The organism is Pseudomonas sp. 14P_8.1_Bac3, from assembly GCF_025466085.1.
GTDB lineage: Bacteria > Pseudomonadota > Gammaproteobacteria > Pseudomonadales > Pseudomonadaceae > Aquipseudomonas.
In genome coordinates this window covers 20884-40614 of the sequence record NZ_JANLOD010000019.1, presented here as the reverse complement: position 1 = coordinate 40614, position 19731 = coordinate 20884, and the positions used below count along the sequence as shown (strand labels likewise).

Sequence of the window (19731 nt, the reverse complement as noted above, 5' to 3'; positions counted from 1 at the left end):
ATGCGACGATAGACAGGTCATCCGGTACTAAAGTAGTAATTTTGCCGGGAGGAGCCGTCTGTAGGAGCGAGGGGGACGCCTAGTTCATGCTCGCGATGGACGTCAACGATAACGCGGGCTGTCTGAATGCCCGCGTCGGCCTCGGGTTCTTCGCGAGCATGAACTAGGCGTCCCCCTCGCTCCTACAGGGGGGGGCAGTTTATTTGGATTTGCGCAGCGCGGCGTGTTGCGGGTTGAAGGTGAGGACGGCGAGCACGGTGAACAGCAGCGTCAGGCCGATGCACACCGCCATCGCCAGCGGGTTGAAGCGTTCGTACAAGGCGAATCGCACCAGTTCCACGGCGTGACTGAACGGATTTAACGCGCACAGCCAATACAGCCACTCACTCGACTCGCGCATTTTCCACAGCGGATACAGCGCCGACGACAGGAAAAACAGCGGGAAAATCACGAAGTTCATCACCCCGGCGAAGTTCTCCAGCTGGCGGATCGCGTTCGACAGCAACAGGCCCAGGGCACTGAGCATCAGCGCCACCAGCAACAGCGCCGGCAACGCGATCAACAGACCCATGGCCGGTGGCTGCACGCCGTACACCCAGGCAATCGCCAGGAAGGCATACACCTGCAACAACGAAATCAGCGACGTCGCCAACAACTTGCTGCACAGCAGAAACGTGCGGGGCAGGGGGCTGGTGAGCAGCACGCGCATGCTACCCATCTCCCGGTCGTAGACCATCGACAACGAGCCCTGCATGCCGTTGAACAGCAGGATCATGCAGGCCAGCCCGGGGATGATGTAGACCTCGTAGGGAATGTAGGTGTCGTAGGGCTCGATGATCGCGATCCCCAGCGCCGCGCGAAATCCGGCGGCGAACACCAGCAGCCACAGCAGCGGCCGCACCAGCGCGCTGAGAAACCGCGTGCGCTGCAACACAAACCGCAGCCATTCGCGCAGCACGATGCCGCTGAAACATTGCCAGTACGCGTTCATCGCGCCGCTCCCGAGGTGGTCAGGCGCGTGAACGCCGAGCCCAGATCGCCGCCGTGTTCCAGGCTCAGGGCATCGGCCTGTCCGCTGGCCACCAGGCGACCTTGATGAAGAATCAGCAAATCGTCGCTGGGCTGCACCTCATCCAGCAAATGGGTGGTCCAGAGCACGCTGATCCCCTGTTCGCGGCACAGGCTGCGAATGTGTTGATTGAGGGCCAGGCGACTGGCCGGGTCGAGGCCGACGCTGGCCTCGTCGAGCAACAGCAAGCGTGGCTCATGCAACAAGGCCCGCGCGATTTCCACCCGACGGCGATGGCCGCCATTGAGCTCGCGCACGCGTTCGCGACGGCGCTCGGTCAGCGCCTGGCGGGCCAGTTCGGCATCGACGCGCAGGCCGGTCTGGCGCCGCGACAGGCCGTGCAGTGCGGCGTGATAGCGCAGGTTCTGCTCGACGCTGAGGTCCAGGTCCAGGGTGCTTTGCTGGAACACCACCCCCAGTTGCCTGAGTGCCGGACGCGCCGCGTTTCGCAAGGAACAGCCGCCGACCCGGATGTCACCCCGTTGCAGATCGTACAGCCGGGTCAATAGCGCGATCAGCGTCGACTTGCCCGCACCGTTCGGCCCCAGCAGCGCGGCGAAACGCCCTGGCGCCAGGCTGAAACTCACGTGCTGCAGCGCCTCCCGCGCGCCATAGGCAAAGCTCAACTCGCTGACCTCGAGCGCGCTCATGGCGTCACCACCACGCCCCACGGATAGCGCCCGACCTTCACTGATTTGGTCACTTTGAGGCTGTCGACATCAATCACCGACACGTCGCCGCTGACGCCGTTGGTGGCCAACAATTGCTTCTGGTCCGGGGTGAACGCCATCTGCCACACGCGCCGGCCCACCAGCAGGTAATCGAGAATTTCGAAGGTCTTCGCGTCGATCACCGCCACATGGTTCGCCGGGCCGAGCGCGACGAAGCCATATTTGCCGTCCGCGGTGAGCTTGATGCCCACCGGTTGCACCTTGTCCGGGTGAACCCCCTTGATCTGGAACGTCAGCGTCTTGAGGATCTGCCGGGTCGCGACGTCGAGAATGGTCACCGTGCCGCCGATTTCCGCCGAGGCCCAGAGTTGTTTGCCGTCCGGGGCGAATTCAACGAAGCGCGGCCGTTGATCCACCAGGGTGCTGTCGGCCAGGGTCTGGGTGCTGGTGTCGATCCAGTGCAGCATGTTGGTGGTTTCGCTGGTGTTCACCGCCCATTTGCCGTCGGGGCTGACCGCCATGCCTTCGGGTTCGACGCCGACGTTGATCTGGCTCAGCACCTTGGAGGTTTCGGTGTCGATCACCGTCACCAGCGCATCGTCCTCGTTGGAAACGTAGAGCCAGCGATTGTTCGGGTGCAGGGCGAATTGCTCGGGGTCCTTGCCCGAGGGCAGTTCCTTGATGATCTTGCGCGTGGCGACGTCCATGACCTGGACCCGGTCCGAATCGCTGGCGCAGATGTACAGCAGCTTGCTGTCGTGGGACAGCAGCAAGCCGCGCGGGCGCTGGCCGACGGGCAGGGTGTCGGTGACTTGCAGGGTCTGCATGTCGATCAGGCTCAGGCTGTTGTCTTTTTCGTTGGAGACCCAGGCGGTACTGGCCGCGACGTGCCCGGCAGCGAGGAGCAGGGCGCAGGAAAGCAGGGTGCGGCGCATGGCAGATTCCTTATTGTTGTGGTGGCAGAACTCAGGGAAAGCGGCAGCTGACCTCGGGCTTGTCGTAACCCAGGCTGTCCATTTCGTTGAAGGGGTGCAGAAAGCCGTCTTGCGGCGAGGTACTGACCAGCGCCCGCGGTTGCACGATCGGGATCGGCTGGCGCAACTGGCCGTTCCACGGGCGATAGCTGAGCTTGCGACCCTTGAAGCCGTCGAGCGGCAGCTGGTCGCTGATTTCCAGCTGACGGATCGCCATCGGATCGGTCTGGCGCAATTTGCTCACCGCACTGGCGATGCTGCGCACGGCCATCCACGCGGCGAAATCGCGGTCATTCATCCAGCGTCCGGCCATGGCTTCGAAGCGTTTCTGCAGTTGCGCGGCGCCGTAGGTTTCCACGGTCTTGTGCCAACCGACCGGGGTCAGGCCTTGCGTGCCGGCGACCGGCCGCGGATACCAGGTCTGGTAGGGCACGTATTCGCCGAAGTCGCCGCGCTCATCGGCCACCAGCACCACGTCGTACTCGGCGGTCTGGGTGAACAGCGGCATGTCGGCCTGAGCGCTGCGACGCTGGTCGTTATCGAAACGCCAGGCTTTTTCCGCGACCAGTTGCAGGCCGAAGCGTTTAGCCGCGCGGCGCAGGGCGGCGGCATAGGCTTGATCGTCAGCGGTCGGGCCGACGATCAGCAGCGCCCGTTGCCATTTGCGCACCACCAGAAACTGCGCGAGCGCATCGGCGAGCATGGCCCGGCTCGGCAGCGTGTGCAAAACGTTCGGCAGGCAATCGGTGGTGCGCAGGCTGTCATCGGCGCTGCCGGCATTGAACAGCAGACTGTCGGGCAGCGCCGCGCTGAGTTGGCGCAGGGTGTCGACGGGCGCATTCACCACAAACAGCCGAAGACCCTGCGCATGCTGCACCTTCGCGGCGTCGAGCAACGCCTGCGGGCTGTCGGCGCTGGCATCGACCATGCTGTAGCGGTGGTTGAGAAAACGTCCGGTGCTGTTGCTGTCGGTGATCGCCAGTTCGGCTCCACGCAGCCCGGCATCCACCGGTTCGGGAATGACGTTGGACAGCAACGGCCCCGGATCCGGGCGATAACCCAGGTAACCGATCTGCACCGGTAAAGACGCGTCGGCCGCCTGGCTCCGGGTCGCCAGCCCCGCGGCGCAGGCCATCACCAGCAGATAGATCAGGACGTAAGGGGCAGGCTGGCGCATAAGGCACTCCGTTACAGGTAGCGCCAGCATAGGAAGCCTGTGGTGCAGAGGAAATATGCAGAAAGTACCAGTGAGGCAGTACCAAGGTAGTAAACCGTCCGCGGCGGCGCGGTTTTAGCATGGGTCACGACGGCCATCACTCGGGAGGAGATTGACCATGCGTATTTTCAAGGCGCTGCTCCTGCCGTTGCTGTTGATCCTGAGCCTGATCGGCGTCGACAAGCTGCACGGTCCGCCACCGGCACCGCTGTTGGTAATACCCGCGACACCGGGGCGCTAGCCGTGTCGGCCTTGTGGCGGATCAACTTCTGGGTCTGCGGTTTCTTCAGCCTCGTGACCCTGGCGTGCATGGCATTGCTCATGCACCAGGCGTTGGCAGACGTAGGGCGTGAGCTGCAATCCGCCGAGGCGGTGGTCGAGTACCTGAGCGAAACCGCCGCGCGTGATCCCGCCAGCCTGCAACCACGGCTGACGCAAAGCCTGCGGCACGTGCGGGTGCGCTGGCTCGAACCCGGCGAAGCGGCAAGCCTGCCGGTGCAGGAAGGGCTTGACGCCTGGCTCGGGCGATTGCTGTTTGCCGAAGCCCGGCACCGTGCGCGGCTCCTGGATTTGCCGGATGGCCGTCGTGTGCAGATCGCCGTCGACCCACGGGATGAAATCGACGAAGTCTGGGATTCCCTGCAGCAACTGCTGAGCCTCTGTTGCCTGGCGTTGCTGTTGAGCCTGTTGACCATCCGCTGGGCCGTGCGCCGGGGCATGGGTCTGCTCGATGACTTGTTGTGCGCCTTGCAGCAAGTCTCCGGCGGCCAGCTCAAGGTGCGCTTGCGTCCGCAAGGCGTGCCGGAAGCGCGGCAATTGGCGACGTATTTCAACCGCATGACTGCGGCGCTGGAACAGGCGCGCGCCGACAACACCCAATTGACCCAGACGTTGCTGGCGGTGCAGGAGCGGGAGCGCACTCATCTGGCGCAAACCCTGCACGACGACCTCGGCCAATACCTGGCGGGAATCCGTGCTCAGGCCTGTCTGCTGCGACTGGTGGCGGATCAGCCCGCTGTGGTGGCGCGCACGGTGAGCGAGCTGGAGCACAATTGCGAACACCTTCAGCAGGGTTTTCGCGCGCTGGTGCACGACCTCTATCCGGTGGTCTTGCAGCACCTGCCACTGGCCGAAGCGCTCGGTTTGCTGGTGGAGCAATGGCAGGCGCGCCAGGGGATCGAATGTCGACTGCGGGTGAGCGCGCAACTGCCGCGGGTGTCCGCGCCGGACAAGACCCACCTCTACCGCCTGTTGCAGGAAGCCCTGACCAACGTTGCCCGCCACGCCGACGCGAGCGAGGTGCGGGTGCGCCTGCACCACCGTGGCGCGCATCTGCATTTGCTGATCCGTGACAACGGTTGCGGCGCCCGACAGCCGCAGCGGCCGGGGGTGGGCTTGTATTCGATGTTCGAACGGGCTCGCAGCCTGCGCGGCGAGCTACGCATCATCAGCCGGCCCGGCGCCGGCTGGGCGCTGTCCCTGAGCATGCCTTTGGAGGTGTCATGAATATTCTGCTGGTCGATGACCATGCGGTGGTCCGTCAGGGCTACGCGAGTTTGTTGCGGGCGCTGCTGCCCGCGATGGATGTGCGTGAAGCGGCAACCGGCGAGGAGGCGCTGATCCGGGTTCAGGAAGCGCTGCCAAACCTGGTGATCATGGATTTCGGTTTGCCGGGAATCAGCGGTCTGGAAACCACACGACGTTTGCGTCAGCGGTTGCCGCAACTGCGGGTACTGTTTTTCAGCATGCACGATGAACTGCCGCTGGTGCGCCAGGCGCTGGAGGCGGGCGCCTCGGGTTACTTGACCAAAAGCTCGGCGCCGGAAGTGCTGATCGAGGCGGTGCGGCGGATTCTGGCGGGGCACGCTTACATCGAACAGCCGTTGGCCACGCAACTGGCGTGTCACCCACAACGGGACGCCAGTGATCCGCGTTTGCAGAGCATGACCCAACGGGAACTGGAGATCTTCGTGATGCTCGCCAAAGGCACTCCGGCCCGCGTGATTGCGCAACAGCTGAGCATCAGCAGCAAGACCGTGTCCAACCACCTGACCTTGCTCAAGAGCAAATTGCAGGTCAGTTCCCATGCCGAACTGGTGCATCTGGGGATTGATATGGGCGTGGTGCGCAAGGCGGGATGACACCCCGACCCTTGTAGGAGCGAGCCTGCTCGCGATGGACGCAAGAACACTGCGGGGAGTCAGATTTCCCGCGTCATCGTTGACGACCATCGCGAGCAGGCTCGCTCCCACAATGTCCAAAGTGAGTCACTTGTCCCAGGTTGTCGGGCAACCGCTGCACCCCTCCATGTTCGCATCCTGAAAATTCGCATAATGCTGGCGCGAGCCGCTGAGGTTGGCGTTTTCCAGATTGCTTTCGCCCAACTTGGCTTCCTGCAGATTGGCGTCGCCGAGGTTGGCGCCTTTGAGGTCGGCCTTGCTCAGCCAGGTCATTTCCAGGTCCGCCGCGCGCAGGTTGGCGTTGTGCAGGTTGGCGCCGGAGAGGCGGGCGAATTGCAGGTAGGCGGCGCTGAGGTTGGCATCCTCTAATTGCGCACCCTGGGCGAACAGGCCCCAGCCCTGGATCGCCATCAGCGTTGCACCGCTGAAATCCGCCAGGCGTGCATTGCTTTGCTGCAGGCTGGCGCGGGTCAGGTTGGCGCCTTGCAGTCGGGCTTTTTCCAGGTTCGCCAGGTCGAGACGGGCGTGGCGAAGGTCGGCATCGCGCAGGTCGGCGCCGCTGAGGTTCATGTTGCGCAGGTCCTGATTGCTCAGGTTGGCGCCTTTGAGGTTGGCGCCGGGGCATTGGCTGTGTTCGGCGACGGTGCAGCCGTTGATGATCAGCGGGGTGTCGTCGCCGGCGTGTGCCTGGGTAAGTGTCAACAGAAGAACGAGAGGCAGGTAGTTCATAACAAGGTCTCGTAGTAACCCTGTAGGAGCGAGCAAGCTCGCGATGGTCGTCAACGATGACGCGGGCTATCTGGTGCCCAGCTGTGTGCTTGAGACCATCGCGAGCAAGCTCGCTCCTACAGTGGGGGAGTGGATGGCCGTGGGTTACTTCTTCGCTACAGAGCTGTCCCAACTCGGGATCTTGAACACCCAGAACGATCCGCCCTGTGCCACCGGCTTGGTCAACTCGGCCATGTCGCCGCCCCACAACGGCACCGCGCCGCCATAACCGACGGTCACGCCGATGTACTGCTCGCCGTCCTGCTCCCAGGTGATCGGCGGCGAGACGATGCCGCTGCCGGTCTGGAACTTCCACAGCTCCTTGCCGGTTTTCGCGTCGAAGGCCTTGAAGAAACCGTCGCCGGTGCCGGTGAACACCAGGTTGCCCTTGGTTGCCAGCACGCCGGCCCACAGCGGCAGATGCTCCTTGTGTTCCCACACCACTTTGCCCGTGGTCGGGTTCATCGCCCGCAAGGTGCCGACGTGATCGTCGTACATGCGCTTGATGCGGAAACCCATGCCCAGATACGCCGAGCCTTTCTTGTAGTTGACCTCTTCGGTCCAGTACTCCTCTTTCCACTGGTTGCCCGGAATGTAGAACAGCCCGGTGTCCTGGCTGTACGCCATCGGGTTCCAGTTCTTGCCTCCGAGGAATGGCGGCGAGACTTCCACCGGTTTGCCCTTGGTCTCGCCCGGCAGCGGCTTGGCGGGACGCTGGCCTTCGTTCTCGACCGGCCGGCCGGTCTTCAGGTCGATGTGACTGGCCCAGGTGATGTTGTCGACGAAGGGGAAGGCGTTCTGCAACTTGCCGTTGTTGCGATCGACCACGTAGAAGAAGCCGTTGCGGTCAGCATGGCCGGTGGCCTTGATGACCTTGCCGTCCTTGTCCTTGTAATCGAACAGCACCAGTTCGTTGTTGCCGGAGAAATCCCAGGCGTCGTTCGGCGTGTGCTGGTAGAACCATTTCACTTCACCGGTGCTCGGGTCGACGCCGACCTGGCCCGAGGTGTACAGGCTGTCATAGTCGTGCGGGTTGCCGTCCTTGGCGGTGCGCGCCCAGGTGTTCCACGGGCCGGGGTTGCCGGCGCCAACGATGATGGTGTTGGTTTGCGCATCGAAACTGGCGCTCTGCCAAGGGGCGCCACCGCCGTGGCCCCAGGCCTCGACCTTGCCGGTTTCGGTGGTCGGGTCATTTGGCCAGGACGGCGCCTTGACGTCACCGGTCGGCGTACTGTCCTTGCCGTTCAGGCGGCCCATGTGGCCTTCGACGAACGGCCGCATCCACACTTCGTCGCCGGTGTCCGGGTCGCGGGCGAACAGCTGGCCGACCACGCCGAATTCGTCGCCGGAGCTGCCGTGAATCAGCAGGACCTTGCCGGTGATCTTGTCTTTGATCAGCACCGGCGCGCCGGTCATGGTGTAGCCGGCGGCGTGGTCGCCGAACTTCTTGTTCCACACCACTTTGCCGGTGTTCTTGTCCAGGGCGATCAGGCGTGCATCGAGGGTGCCGAAGTAAATCTTGTCGCCGAAGATCGCCGCACCACGGTTGACCACGTCGCAGCACGGACGAATGTTGTCCGGCAGGCGGTGGTTGTAGGTCCACAGGCGCTTGCCGGTCTTGGCGTCCAGGGCGAATACCCGCGAATAGGAACCGGTGACGTACACCACGCCGTCGCTGACGATGGCCTGGGATTCCTGGCCGCGCTGTTTCTCGTCGCCGAACGAATAGGACCAGGCCGGCGTCAGCTTGAACACGTTTTTGTCATTGACCTGGGCCAGCGGGCTCCAGCGCTGGGCGTTGGTGCCCATGCCGTATTGCAGGACATCCCGGGTGGTCAGGTGATCATTGGCAATGTCTTCCCAGGTTACGTTGCGGGTGGCCGGAGCAGGATCGGTCGCGGCGTAGCCGGGTGCGCCTAGGGTCAGGCTGCTCACCAGTACAAAGGCCTGCACGGCGAGGGTCAAGGGGGAAAGGGCGGGTAGCGATCTTATTGTCATGGTTGCAGTTCCCAGTGGAGGTTTTGGCCTGCACAGGGTGGTGCGTTCGAGGGGACCGCGAATACGGAAAAAATCCCGCCATCGCCGGGAAGACTTCCCAAACCCCACGTGAATTGGGCGTGCGCCACAAGCCCTACTACCAAGGTACTGGGCGGCGGCCACCAAAGCAGCATGGGGCTTGCGCGAGACGCTTCCTAAGATGGCTGCCATAGCCTCTGCGAAGAGGTTTTGCGTGCAATCCTGAGGGCATAACAATGACAACAAAACGCAACGCCTTGCTCGTGGCCGGGATGCTGGCCGGCTTTATCAGTGCAGGTTCCGCCTGGGCCCATGGCAACGTGGTGCCGCAAGCGGTCGAAACCAACGGCCTGACCCCGATCAAGGACGCCGGCGTGCCAGTCGATGGCGATGGCTGGGCCGCGGTGAACCCTTACCGTACTTCTCCGGAACACGATAAAGCGGTGGAAATCGGCTCGTCGGCCTACAACCAGAACTGCGCCGCCTGTCATGGGCTGGAGGCCAAGTCCGGCGGCATCGCCCCCGATTTGCGCATGCTCGATGCAGGCGATGCCGGTGATGAGTGGTTCGTCGAGCGGGTGCGCCACGGTGCTGTGCGCGATGGCCGGGTGTACATGCCGAAGATGGCTGATTACCTGAGTCAGGAAGCCTTGTGGGCCGTGCGCACCTACCTGGACACCGTTCGCGTCGAGGAGTGATGCATGCGCCTGCTCGCTGTGTTGATCAGCGCTGTGTTGCTGTGCTGCCAGTCGGTGCAGGCGCAGGTCCGTACCTATGACGAAATGATCGCCGCCGGGGAGCTGAAAGTGGCGGTCTACAAAGATTTCGCGCCCTACAGTTTTGAAGACGCCGGCCAGCCGCGAGGGGTGGATGTCGAACTCGCCCAGGCGTTGGCCAAAGCCCTGGGTGTACGCCTGACGCTGATCTGGGCGCCCGCTGGCGAGAAGCTCGACGATGACCTGCGCGATTACATCTGGCGCGCCAGTCAGTTGCACAAACAGCAACTGGCCGACCTGATGATGCGCGTGCCGTACGACCGCGACTACGCGCAAAAACGCAACGATGTCGGCGAGCTGGAAAATGATCACGTGGTGATGTTCGGCCCGTACCAGAACGAGCAATGGCAAGTCGCGTATGACCGTCGGCGGCTGGAATCGGTGGGCAGCGTCGCGGTGTTTGAGCAGCACCCCATCGGCGTCGAAGTCGACAGTGTGCCGTCGTTCTACCTGACGTCGGTGTTCAACGGCATGCTCGCCAGCATGACCCGCCACTATCCCGGCGTACCCCAGGCGTTTGCCGCGATGAAGGCGGGCGAAGTCGACGCGGTCATGGCCATGCGCGGCGAGATCGACTGGCAGGTGCATGAAGCGGCGGACCCGCAGGTGGCGCTGGCGGAAAACGCCTACCCGAACATGGGCAAGCAACGCTGGGAGATCGGCATGGCGGTGCACGAAAGCAACCGTCAGCTGGCCTACGCACTCGAACAGGCACTGGAAGCCTTGATCCTCGACGGTTCGGTGAAAGCCATTTATGACCGTTATGGCCTGCGCTATGCCGTACCGGAGATGTATCAACCGTGAACTGGCCAGCGCGTTGTCTTTTGGTCTGCTGGCTGCCGTTTGCCGCGCACGGCGCGCAACTCGACCCTGGCAAGGATCCGGTGCCGTCGGTGATGTGGGCCTTCTATCACAAGCAGATGCTCGGTGACGCGCCGTTCGTGTTCGATGAGCGGGTCAAACTGTCGGCGCCGCCGTTCGCCGAGGACGCCCGGCAAGTCCCGTTGGAAATCGACGCCCGTGCGTTCAAAGGCGACGTGGTGAAAATCCTCGCCTGGGCCGAACTCAATCCGCTGCCGAAAATTGTCGATTTCCAGCCACTGGACCGCGTGCTGCCGTGGCTGTCGATCCGCATCCGTATCGAACAGGCCACGCCGTTGCGCGCCGCCGTACAGACCCGCGATGGGGTGTGGCATGTCGGTTCGACCCTGATCGATGCTGCGGGCGGCGGGTGCACGGCGCCGAGCGTGGTGCGCACCCAGCCGGGCTGGGAAGATCATATCGGCGAGGTGCTTGGCGGGCGTTACCCCCGTGGTGAGTTCAGCCGCCTGCGTGTGCAGGTGGCGCATCCGATGGACAACGGCATGGTCGGCGGCATTCCGGAATTTTTCATCAACCATGCCGAGCTACGTGATCAACACGATCAGTTGCTGGCCCGCCTCGAACTGTTTCCCGCCGTCAGCGAAAACCCCAGCCTGGCCTTCGACATCGAAGGGGCAGGGCAGACGCGCCTGATGCTGCGCGACAACAGCGGCAACGAGTTCGATGCGGCCATACCCTGACCCCAAGGAGCGCGTGATGCGCTGGATGCTGCTGTTGTTCATGAGCCTGAGCCTGCCGGCCCTGGCCGACCTCGACTATGTGCTCAAGCCGCGGCAGATCGCCGAAGACACCTGGCTGCTGGAGGGCAGCACCGACAATTTCGCCAAGACCAACGGCGGCAACATCGTCAATACCGCGTTCATCGTCACCGAGCGCGGCGTGGTGGTAATCGATACCGGGCCATCGAAACGCTACGGCGAAGCGCTGCGCAAAGCCATCGCCGCGACCACTGACAAACCGGTGATCGAGGTGCTGCTGACTCATCATCACCCGGATCACGTGCTGGGCAATCAGGCGTTCAGCGATGTGCCGATCGGTGCGTTGGCCGGCACCACCGAGCTGTTGCACCAGCAGGGCGATGCGATGGCCGAGAACATGTACCGGCTGGTGGGCGACTGGATGCGCGGCACCGAAGTGGTGTTGCCGACCGAGGCGCTGACGCCTGGCATCAAGACATTTGGGAATCACGATCTGCAACTGCTGAGCCTGGGTGGGCATACCGGCGCGGATCTGGCTATTCTCGACCAGAAAACCGGCGTGCTGTTTGCCGGCGATCTGGTGTTTTACCAGCGGGCGCTGACCACGCCCAACAGTCCGGGGCTGTCGGTGTGGCTGGCGGACATCGCCACCCTCCAGGGCTTGCCGTGGACGCTGGTGGTGCCCGGTCACGGCCCGATCGCCACCGATGCAAAGCCCTTCGAACAAATGCGTGACTACCTCGGCTGGCTCGATCAACTGCTGCGCGAGGGTGCCGCCCAAGGCAGCGACATGGCAGAGATGATCCGCAGCCCCATCCCGGATCGCTTCGCCGCGATCAGCCTGAGTCGCTATGAGCTGATTCGCTCCGTGAGCCATTTGTACCCGCGTTACGAGCGCGCGCAAATGACCCGCCTCGACATCACCCCCTGAACACCGCACCTCCCTGTAGGAGCAAGCTCGCTCCTACAGGGGGACGTGTCGGTCGCGCATGTTGGTGTTCATCTCCTCCGACCCTGTACTAAGGGACTAGCAATCTCAACACTGCGGGCAATTGTTGCCAGGGCGGTGGCGCTCAAGAATCTGCACCAGACCGGGAAAATTTCCCGGGTATAACAAAAAACCGCAGAGGTAGCCGCCATGACCCAACCCGCACGTCGCCAACCCTTCGTCCTGAGTGTGTTGCTCAGCGCCATGCTGCTGTCCGGCACGGCACTGGCCGCCGTCAGTGACCAGGACATTCTCCAGGACCCCAAGAACCCGGAGCAGATCGTCACCAACGGTCTGGGCGTCCAGGGTCAGCGCTACAGCCCCCTCGACACCCTCAACGTCAACAACGTGAAAGACCTGCGCCCGGTCTGGGCGTTCTCCTTCGGCGGCGAAAAGCAACGCGGTCAGCAAGCGCAGCCGATGATCAAGGACGGCGTGATGTACATGACCGGTTCCTACTCGCGGGTGTTCGCGGTGGATGCGCGCACCGGCAAGAAGCTCTGGCAATACGATGCGCGCCTGCCTGACGACATCCGCCCTTGCTGCGACGTGATCAACCGCGGCGTCGCGCTGTACGGCGACCTGGTGTTCTTCGGCACCCTCGACGCCAAGCTCGTGGCCCTGAACAAGGACACCGGCAAGGTGGTCTGGAGCAAGAAGGTCGCCGATCACAAGGAAGGCTATTCGATCAGCGCCGCGCCCTTGGTGATCAACGGCAAACTGATCACCGGCGTGGCTGGCGGTGAGTTCGGGGTGGTCGGCAAGATCGAAGCCTACGACCCGAAAAACGGCGACTTGCTGTGGACGCGTCCGACGGTCGAAGGCCACATGGGTTACGTCTACAAGGACGGCAAGGCGATAGAAAACGGCATTTCCGGTGGTGAGGCCGGCAAGACCTGGCCCGGCGACCTGTGGAAAACCGGCGGCGCTGCACCGTGGCTCGGCGGTTACTACGACCCGGAAACCAATCTGTTGCTGTTCGGCACCGGCAACCCGGCGCCGTGGAACTCGCACCTGCGTCCGGGCGACAACCTCTATTCGTCGTCGCGTCTGGCGCTCAATCCTGACGACGGCACCATCAAATGGCACTTCCAGAGCACGCCCCACGACGGTTGGGATTATGACGGCGTCAACGAGCTGATCTCGTTCAACTACACCGAGGGCGGCAAGGAAATCAAAGCGGCGGCGACGGCGGACCGTAACGGTTTCTTCTACGTGCTGGACCGCACCAACGGCAAATTCATCCGCGGCTTTCCGTTCGTGGACAAGATCACCTGGGCCACCGGGCTCGACAAGAATGGCCGGCCGATCTACAACGAGGCCAGCCGTCCCGGTGCGCCAGGCACCGAGGCCAAGGGCAGCTCGGTGTTCGTCGCCCCGGCGTTTCTCGGTGCGAAGAACTGGATGCCGATGGCCTACAACCGCGACACCGGATTGTTCTACGTGCCGTCCAACGAGTGGGGCATGGACATCTGGAACGAGGGCATCGCCTACAAGAAAGGCGCGGCATTCCTCGGCGCCGGTTTCACCATCAAACCGCTGAACGAAGACTACATCGGCGTGTTGCGCGCCATCGACCCGAAAACCGGCAAGGAAGTCTGGCGCCACAAGAACTTCGCGCCGCTGTGGGGCGGGGTGCTGACCACCAAGGGCAACCTGGTGTTCACAGGCACGCCGGAAGGCTTCCTTCAGGCGTTCAATGCCAAGACCGGTGAGAAGGTCTGGGAATTCCAGACCGGCTCCGGTGTACTCGGTTCGCCCGTGACCTGGGAAATGGACGGCGAACAGTACGTTTCGGTGCTCTCGGGTTGGGGTGGCGCGGTGCCGCTGTGGGGCGGTGAAGTGGCCAAGCGCGTGAAGGACTTCAACCAGGGCGGGATGCTCTGGACGTTCAAGTTGCCGAAGGAGCTGGTGGCCCAACACTGAATACACCGCCAAAACCTGTAGGAGCGAGCCTGCTCGCGATGGTCGCCAACGATGACGCGGGTTGTCTGGATACCCGCGGTGGCTGGGCGTTCTTCGCGAGCAAGCTCGCTCCTACAAGGAGAACGCCGTCAACTGTAGGAGCGAGCCTGCTCGCGATGGTCGTCAACGATGACGCTGGCTGCCTGACGCCCCGCGGCGCCTGTGAGTCCATCGCGAGCAGGCTCGCTCCTACAAGGGAATGTGTGAAATCCAGTACCAAATAACGAGAGCCTCTCCTGCCAACGGCGCATTCGTCTGGCCGGCGGGGCTCTCTAGTATCGGTGCATCGCCTGTCGGTCCGACAGGCATCGACCCAGACAGAGGCCCACCATGATCTATGCACAACCCGGCACACCCGGTGCCGTCGTTTCCTTCAAGGCGCGCTACGGCAACTTCATCGGCGGCGAGTTCGTTGCTCCGGTCAATGGCGAATACTTCACCAACACCTCGCCGATCACCGGCGAAGTCATCGCCGAGTTCCCGCGCTCCAGCGCCGCTGACATCGACAAGGCCCTGGACGCCGCTCACGCTGCCGCCGATGCCTGGGGTAAAACCTCGGCTCAGGATCGTTCGCGGGTGCTGCTGCAAATTGCCGATCGCATCGAGCAGAACCTGGAAATCCTCGCCGTCACCGAAACCTGGGACAACGGCAAGGCCGTGCGCGAAACCCTGAACGCCGATGTGCCGCTGGCTGCCGACCATTTCCGTTATTTCGCCGGTTGCATCCGCGCCCAGGAAGGCGGCGCCGCCGAGATCAACGAACTGACCACCGCCTACCATTTCCACGAGCCGCTGGGCGTGGTCGGGCAGATCATCCCGTGGAACTTCCCGTTGCTGATGGCCGCCTGGAAACTCGCCCCGGCGCTCGCCGCCGGCAACTGCGTGGTGCTCAAGCCGGCCGAGCAAACGCCGTTGTCGATCATGGTCTTCGCCGAGTTGATCGCCGACCTGCTGCCGGCCGGTGTGCTGAACATCGTGCAAGGTTTCGGGCGTGAAGCGGGTGAAGCGCTGGCGACCAGCAAACGCATCGCCAAGATTGCCTTCACCGGCTCCACCCCGGTCGGCGCGCACATCATGCATTGCGCCGCCGAGAACATCATCCCGAGTACCGTGGAGCTGGGCGGCAAATCGCCGAACATTTTCTTCGAAGACATCATGAACGCCGAACCGCAGTTCATTGAGAAAGCCGCCGAGGGCCTGGTGCTGGCGTTCTTCAACCAGGGCGAAGTCTGCACCTGCCCGTCGCGGGCGCTGGTGCAAGAGTCGATCTACGAGCCGTTCATGGCCGAAGTGATGAAGAAGATCATCAAGATCAAGCGCGGCAATCCGCTGGACACGGAAACCATGGTCGGCGCCCAGGCGTCGGAGCAGCAATACGACAAGATTCTCTCGTACCTGAAAATCGCTCAGGAGGAGGGTGCCGAACTGCTCACCGGCGGCGCGGCGGAGCGCCTCGAAGGCGATCTGTCCAGCGGCTATTACATCCAGCCGACCCTGCTCAAGGGCCACAACAAGATGCGCGTGTTCCAGGAAGAAATCTTCGGCCCGGTGGTGGGCGTCACCACGTTCAAGGACGAAGCCGAAGCCCTGGCCATCGCCAACGACAGCGAGTTCGGCCTTGGTGCCGGCCTGTGGACCCGCGACATCAACCGTGCCTACCGCATGGGCCGGGCGATCAAGGCCGGACGTGTGTGGACCAACTGCTACCACCTGTACCCGGCCCATGCCGCATTCGGCGGCTACAAGAAATCCGGCGTCGGTCGTGAGAACCACAAAATGATGCTCGACCATTATCAGCAGACCAAGAACCTGCTGGTGAGCTATGACATCAATCCGCTGGGGTTCTTCTAAAGCCTGAAACTCGCCTGTCCCCCCCCTGTGGGAGCGAGCCTGCTCGCGATTGCGGTCCGACATTCACTGCTGAATGGACTGGCCTCATCGCGAGCAGGCTCGCTCCCACATTGGTTTTGTGTGTTTCTGATGACGGCGTGCACCCCCTACCAACGCACCCCACACCTTCGTTCGAAAGTAGCATTCGGGCCTTCCACGCCCCGTGCATTAATGGCTGCACCGGAATTGCCCGGCACAAGAAGAGGATTGACCCATGTGGACTAAACCCGCGTTTACCGATCTGCGCATTGGCTTCGAAGTGACGATGTATTTCGCCAATCGTTGATCGTTTACCCGGCCAGCCGTTGCGTTGGCCGGGCCTGCCTCCCGGAGCATCATCCATGCACATCCGCGTTCTCGGTTCCGCCGCCGGCGGTGGTTTTCCGCAGTGGAACTGCAACTGCCGGCAGTGCGCCGGTGTGCGCAATGGCAGCCTGCGGGCGCAGCGGCGTACGCAGTCGTCCATCGCCCTGAGTGACCAGGGTGTGGACTGGGTGTTGTGCAATGCCTCCCCGGACATTCGCGCGCAACTCGAGAGTTTTCCGCTGCTGCAACCGGCACGTCGTTTGCGCGACACCGCGATTGCCGGCGTGGTCCTGATGGACAGCCAGATCGACCATTGCACCGGCCTGCTAAGCCTGCGCGAAGGTTGCCCGCATACGGTGTGGTGCACCGAGCGGGTGCATGAGGACCTGAGCAGCGGCTTTCCCCTGTTCAACATGCTCAGGCACTGGAATAGCGGCTTGCAGTGGCAACCGATCGGACTGGACCGCGAACCGTTCCACATCGCGGCCTGCCCGCAATTACAGTTTCGCGCGATCCCGCTGGTCAGCAACGCGCCACCGTACTCGCCGAACCGGGGCAACCCGCAGCCGGGCGACACCATCGGCCTGTTCATCGAAGACCTGCGCACCGGCGCAGCGATGTTCTACGCGCCAGGCCTTGGGCAAGTCGACGATGAAGTCCTGAGCTGGATGCAGCGCGCTGATTGCCTGTTGCTCGACGGTACCTTGTGGCGCGACGACGAGATGCGCGTGTGCGAAGTCGGCCAGAGCCTTGGCCGTGAGATGGGGCATCTGCCGCAGAGCGGGGCGGGTGGCATGCTCGACGTGCTGGAGGGCTTGCCTCGGCAGCGCAAGGTGCTGATCCATATCAACAACACCAATCCGATTCTTGATGAAGACTCCGCGGAGCGGGCACTGCTGGAGCGGCGGGGGATTGAGGTGGCTTATGACGGCATGAGTATTGAGCTGTAGCTGATGGCCCCATCGCGAGCAGGCTCGCTCCCACAGGTTTTGTGAACACTGCAGAACACTGTGGGAGCGAGCTTGCCCGCGAAGAGGCCGGATCAGACATCAAAGATTTCCCGGAGAGACTCAATGACCGACACCCCCCTGTCCCCCAGCGAATTCGAAGCCGCGCTGCGGGCCAAAGGCGCCTACTACCACATTCATCACCCGTTCCACCAAGCCATGTACGCCGGCCGCGCCACCCGCGAGCAGATTCAGGGCTGGGTCGCCAATCGCTTCTACTACCAGGTGAACATCCCCCTGAAGGACGCCGCGATTCTGGCCAACTGCCCCGACCGCGAGGTGCGTCGCGAATGGCTGCAACGCGTGCTCGACCACGACGGCGTGCCGGGCAGCGAAGGCGGCATCGAGGCCTGGCTGCGCCTCGGCGAGGCGGTGGGGCTGGAGCGTGAACGGATTCTGTCCCAGGAGCTGGTGTTGCCCGGCGTGCGTTTCGCCGTGGACGCCTACGTCAACTTTGCCCGTCGCGCCTGCTGGCAGGAAGCGGCCAGCAGTTCCCTGACCGAACTGTTTGCGCCACAGATCCATCAGTCCCGACTCGACGCCTGGCCGACGCATTACCCGTGGATCGACGTCGCTGGCTACGACTACTTCCGCACACGCCTCAGCCAGGCGCGGCGGGATGTCGAGCACGGTTTGCGCATCACCCTCGCGCATTACGTCACGCTCCAAAGCCAGCAACGCATGCTGGAGATCCTGCAATTCAAGCTCGACGTGCTGTGGAGCATGCTCGATGCCATGAGCATGGCCTACGAACTGGAACGACCGCCTTATCACACCGTCACCCGGGACGCTGTGTGGCATCGGGGGATCGCCCTGTGAGCCTGATCAAACGGGCTTACTCGCCGATGCTGCGCCAGGGGTTTCGTCTGCAGTGGGAGCCGCGACAGGATTGCCATGTGCTGCTGTACCCCGAAGGCATGATCAAACTGAATGCCAGTGCCGGGCAGATTCTCGAACGGGTCAACGGCGAGCGCAGCGTGGCGGCCATCATCGATCTGTTGTCCGCGAGTTTCCCCGGCGTGCCGGGGATCGACGAGGACGTGCTGGCGTTTCTGGAGGTGGCCCATGCCCAATTCTGGATTGAATGACTCGCGTCCGGGACCGCCGCTTTGGCTGCTGGCGGAGCTGACCTATCGCTGCCCGCTGCAATGCCCTTATTGCTCCAATCCACTGGACTTCGCCCGGCACGGCGAGGAGTTGAGCACTGAAGAATGGATTCGCGTATTCCGCGAGGCACGCGACATGGGCGCGGCGCAATTGGGCTTTTCCGGTGGCGAGCCGCTGGTGCGTCAGGACCTCGCCGAGCTGATCAAGGCCGCCCGGGACATGGGTTACTACACCAACCTGATCACCTCGGGCATCGGCCTGTCCGAGCAGAAGATCGCCGATTTCAAGGTGGCCGGGCTGGACCATATCCAGATCAGCTTTCAGGCGGCCGACGAAACGGTCAACAACATGCTCGCCGGTTCGCACAAAGCCTTCGCGCAGAAACTGGCGATGGCCCGCGCCGTGAAAGCTCACGGTTATCCGATGGTGCTGAACTTCGTGACCCATCGGCACAACATCGACCGGATCGACCGCATCATCGACCTGTGCCTGGAGCTGGAAGCGGATTTTGTCGAATTGGCCACGTGTCAGTTCTATGGTTGGGCCGAACTCAATCGCGCCGGGTTGTTACCGACCCGTGAACAATTGCAGCGTGCCGAACGCATCACCAACGACTACCGCGAGCGGCTCGAAGCCCAGGGCCATGCGTGCAAGCTGATCTTCGTCACCCCGGATTACTACGAGGAGCGCCCCAAGACCTGCATGAACGGCTGGGCCAATCTGTTCCTCGACATCACCCCGGACGGTACGGCGTTGCCTTGTCACAGTGCCCGCCAGTTACCGGTGCAGTTTCCCAACGTGCGCGAGCACAGCATCGAGCACATCTGGACCGATTCGTTTGGCTTCAACCGCTTTCGTGGCGATGACTGGATGAAGGAGCCGTGCCGCTCCTGCGATGAAAAACACAAGGACCTCGGCGGCTGCCGCTGCCAGGCGTTCATGCTGACGGGCGATGCAGAGAATGCCGACCCGGTGTGCAGCAAATCGCCGCATCACGGCGTCATCCTCAAGGCCCGCGCAGAGGCAGATGCGCCGGGGCAGGGGATGGAGCACCTGACCCTGCGCAACGAAAAGGCATCTCGCCTGATCTACCGCGGATAACCAACACCCCAAATCCCTGTGGGAGCGAGCCTGCTCGCGATGGGGCCGGCACATCCAACAGTGAAAGTAGCTGACACATCGTCATCGCGAGCAGGCTCGCTCCCACAGGGAACTGCG

General features: G+C 63.0%; 20 protein-coding genes. 14 read left to right on the top strand and 6 right to left on the bottom strand.

The window, feature by feature from the left end; genetic code table 11:
• Nucleotides 1-199 precede the first annotated feature (199 nt).
• From NTD84_RS06920 to NTD84_RS06905, 4 genes are read right to left on the bottom strand one after another with little or no spacing between them, the layout of a single operon-like run.
• Nucleotides 200-991, bottom strand: coding sequence for an ABC transporter permease (locus NTD84_RS06920; RefSeq protein ID WP_262164240.1), 792 nt, complete (start codon nucleotides 989-991; stop codon nucleotides 200-202).
• Nucleotides 988-1719 carry an ABC transporter ATP-binding protein gene (locus tag NTD84_RS06915; protein WP_262164239.1) on the bottom strand — a complete coding sequence of 244 codons (732 nt, stop codon included), beginning with the start codon at nucleotides 1717-1719 and terminating at the stop codon, nucleotides 988-990. The genes NTD84_RS06920 and NTD84_RS06915 overlap by 4 nt, the downstream gene beginning before the upstream one ends.
• The gene (locus NTD84_RS06910; protein WP_262164237.1) at nucleotides 1716-2675 is read right to left on the bottom strand and encodes a YVTN family beta-propeller repeat protein; all 960 of its coding nucleotides are present in this window, start codon (nucleotides 2673-2675) and stop codon (nucleotides 1716-1718) included. The genes NTD84_RS06915 and NTD84_RS06910 overlap by 4 nt, the downstream gene beginning before the upstream one ends.
• A gap of 31 nt (nucleotides 2676-2706) precedes the next feature.
• Nucleotides 2707-3891: an ABC transporter substrate-binding protein gene (locus tag NTD84_RS06905; RefSeq protein ID WP_262164235.1), complete on the bottom strand. Its 1185-nt coding sequence runs from the start codon at nucleotides 3889-3891 to the stop codon at nucleotides 2707-2709.
• 157 nt (nucleotides 3892-4048) lie between these two features.
• On the opposite strand from NTD84_RS06905, the gene NTD84_RS06900 reads away from it, so the two are divergent.
• The 3 genes from NTD84_RS06900 to NTD84_RS06890 are packed head-to-tail and all read left to right on the top strand — an operon-like array spanning nucleotide 4049 to nucleotide 6071.
• Nucleotides 4049-4171 (top strand): hypothetical protein, encoded by a 123-nt coding sequence (locus NTD84_RS06900; protein ID WP_262164233.1) that lies wholly within the window; start codon nucleotides 4049-4051, stop codon nucleotides 4169-4171.
• A 2-nt stretch (nucleotides 4172-4173) separates the two neighbouring features.
• On the top strand, nucleotides 4174-5436 hold the full coding sequence (locus tag NTD84_RS06895; RefSeq protein WP_262164232.1) for a HAMP domain-containing sensor histidine kinase: 1263 nt from the start codon (nucleotides 4174-4176) through the stop codon (nucleotides 5434-5436).
• The gene (locus NTD84_RS06890) at nucleotides 5433-6071 is read left to right on the top strand and encodes a response regulator transcription factor (protein WP_262164230.1); all 639 of its coding nucleotides are present in this window, start codon (nucleotides 5433-5435) and stop codon (nucleotides 6069-6071) included. Before NTD84_RS06895 ends, NTD84_RS06890 begins: the two co-directional genes overlap by 4 nt.
• Nucleotides 6072-6197: 126 nt before the next feature.
• Here the strand turns inward: NTD84_RS06890 and NTD84_RS06885 are convergent, their stop codons facing one another.
• Together NTD84_RS06885 and exaA are read right to left on the bottom strand one after the other, a co-directional pair.
• Nucleotides 6198-6839, bottom strand: coding sequence for a pentapeptide repeat-containing protein (locus NTD84_RS06885; protein WP_262164228.1), 642 nt, complete (start codon nucleotides 6837-6839; stop codon nucleotides 6198-6200).
• Between the two features lie 144 nt (nucleotides 6840-6983).
• Entirely contained in the window at nucleotides 6984-8876 is a 1893-nt protein-coding gene (exaA, locus tag NTD84_RS06880) for a quinoprotein ethanol dehydrogenase (protein WP_262164226.1), read from the bottom strand.
• 254 nt (nucleotides 8877-9130) lie between these two features.
• Here exaA and pedF point away from each other — a divergent pair, with 254 nt between their 5' ends.
• From pedF to pqqE, 11 genes are all read left to right on the top strand, one after another.
• Nucleotides 9131-9592, top strand: a complete 462-nt coding sequence (pedF, locus tag NTD84_RS06875) for a cytochrome c-550 PedF (RefSeq protein WP_262164224.1) — start codon at nucleotides 9131-9133, stop codon at nucleotides 9590-9592.
• Nucleotides 9593-9595: 3 nt separating this feature from the next.
• Entirely contained in the window at nucleotides 9596-10474 is an 879-nt protein-coding gene (locus NTD84_RS06870) for a substrate-binding periplasmic protein (protein ID WP_262164222.1), read from the top strand.
• Nucleotides 10471-11232 carry a quinoprotein dehydrogenase-associated SoxYZ-like carrier gene (locus NTD84_RS06865; protein WP_262164220.1) on the top strand — a complete coding sequence of 254 codons (762 nt, stop codon included), beginning with the start codon at nucleotides 10471-10473 and terminating at the stop codon, nucleotides 11230-11232. Before NTD84_RS06870 ends, NTD84_RS06865 begins: the two co-directional genes overlap by 4 nt.
• A gap of 16 nt (nucleotides 11233-11248) precedes the next feature.
• The gene (locus tag NTD84_RS06860; protein ID WP_262164218.1) at nucleotides 11249-12181 is read left to right on the top strand and encodes a quinoprotein relay system zinc metallohydrolase 1; all 933 of its coding nucleotides are present in this window, start codon (nucleotides 11249-11251) and stop codon (nucleotides 12179-12181) included.
• A 207-nt stretch (nucleotides 12182-12388) separates the two neighbouring features.
• A complete protein-coding gene (locus NTD84_RS06855; protein WP_262164216.1) occupies nucleotides 12389-14164 on the top strand; it encodes a PQQ-dependent methanol/ethanol family dehydrogenase in 1776 nt (591 codons plus the stop codon).
• A 369-nt stretch (nucleotides 14165-14533) separates the two neighbouring features.
• Nucleotides 14534-16054 carry an aldehyde dehydrogenase family protein gene (locus NTD84_RS06850; RefSeq protein WP_262164215.1) on the top strand — a complete coding sequence of 507 codons (1521 nt, stop codon included), beginning with the start codon at nucleotides 14534-14536 and terminating at the stop codon, nucleotides 16052-16054.
• Nucleotides 16055-16307: 253 nt separating this feature from the next.
• A complete protein-coding gene (pqqA, locus tag NTD84_RS06845) occupies nucleotides 16308-16379 on the top strand; it encodes a pyrroloquinoline quinone precursor peptide PqqA (RefSeq protein ID WP_003253598.1) in 72 nt (23 codons plus the stop codon).
• A 55-nt stretch (nucleotides 16380-16434) separates the two neighbouring features.
• The gene (gene pqqB / locus NTD84_RS06840) at nucleotides 16435-17349 is read left to right on the top strand and encodes a pyrroloquinoline quinone biosynthesis protein PqqB (RefSeq protein WP_262164213.1); all 915 of its coding nucleotides are present in this window, start codon (nucleotides 16435-16437) and stop codon (nucleotides 17347-17349) included.
• Nucleotides 17350-17472: 123 nt separating this feature from the next.
• Nucleotides 17473-18225, top strand: coding sequence for a pyrroloquinoline-quinone synthase PqqC (gene pqqC / locus NTD84_RS06835; protein WP_262164212.1), 753 nt, complete (start codon nucleotides 17473-17475; stop codon nucleotides 18223-18225).
• A gap of 26 nt (nucleotides 18226-18251) precedes the next feature.
• A complete protein-coding gene (pqqD, locus tag NTD84_RS06830) occupies nucleotides 18252-18494 on the top strand; it encodes a pyrroloquinoline quinone biosynthesis peptide chaperone PqqD (RefSeq protein WP_262164314.1) in 243 nt (80 codons plus the stop codon).
• On the top strand, nucleotides 18472-19614 hold the full coding sequence (pqqE, locus tag NTD84_RS06825; RefSeq protein WP_262164211.1) for a pyrroloquinoline quinone biosynthesis protein PqqE: 1143 nt from the start codon (nucleotides 18472-18474) through the stop codon (nucleotides 19612-19614). Before pqqD ends, pqqE begins: the two co-directional genes overlap by 23 nt.
• Nucleotides 19615-19731: the final 117 nt, after the last annotated feature.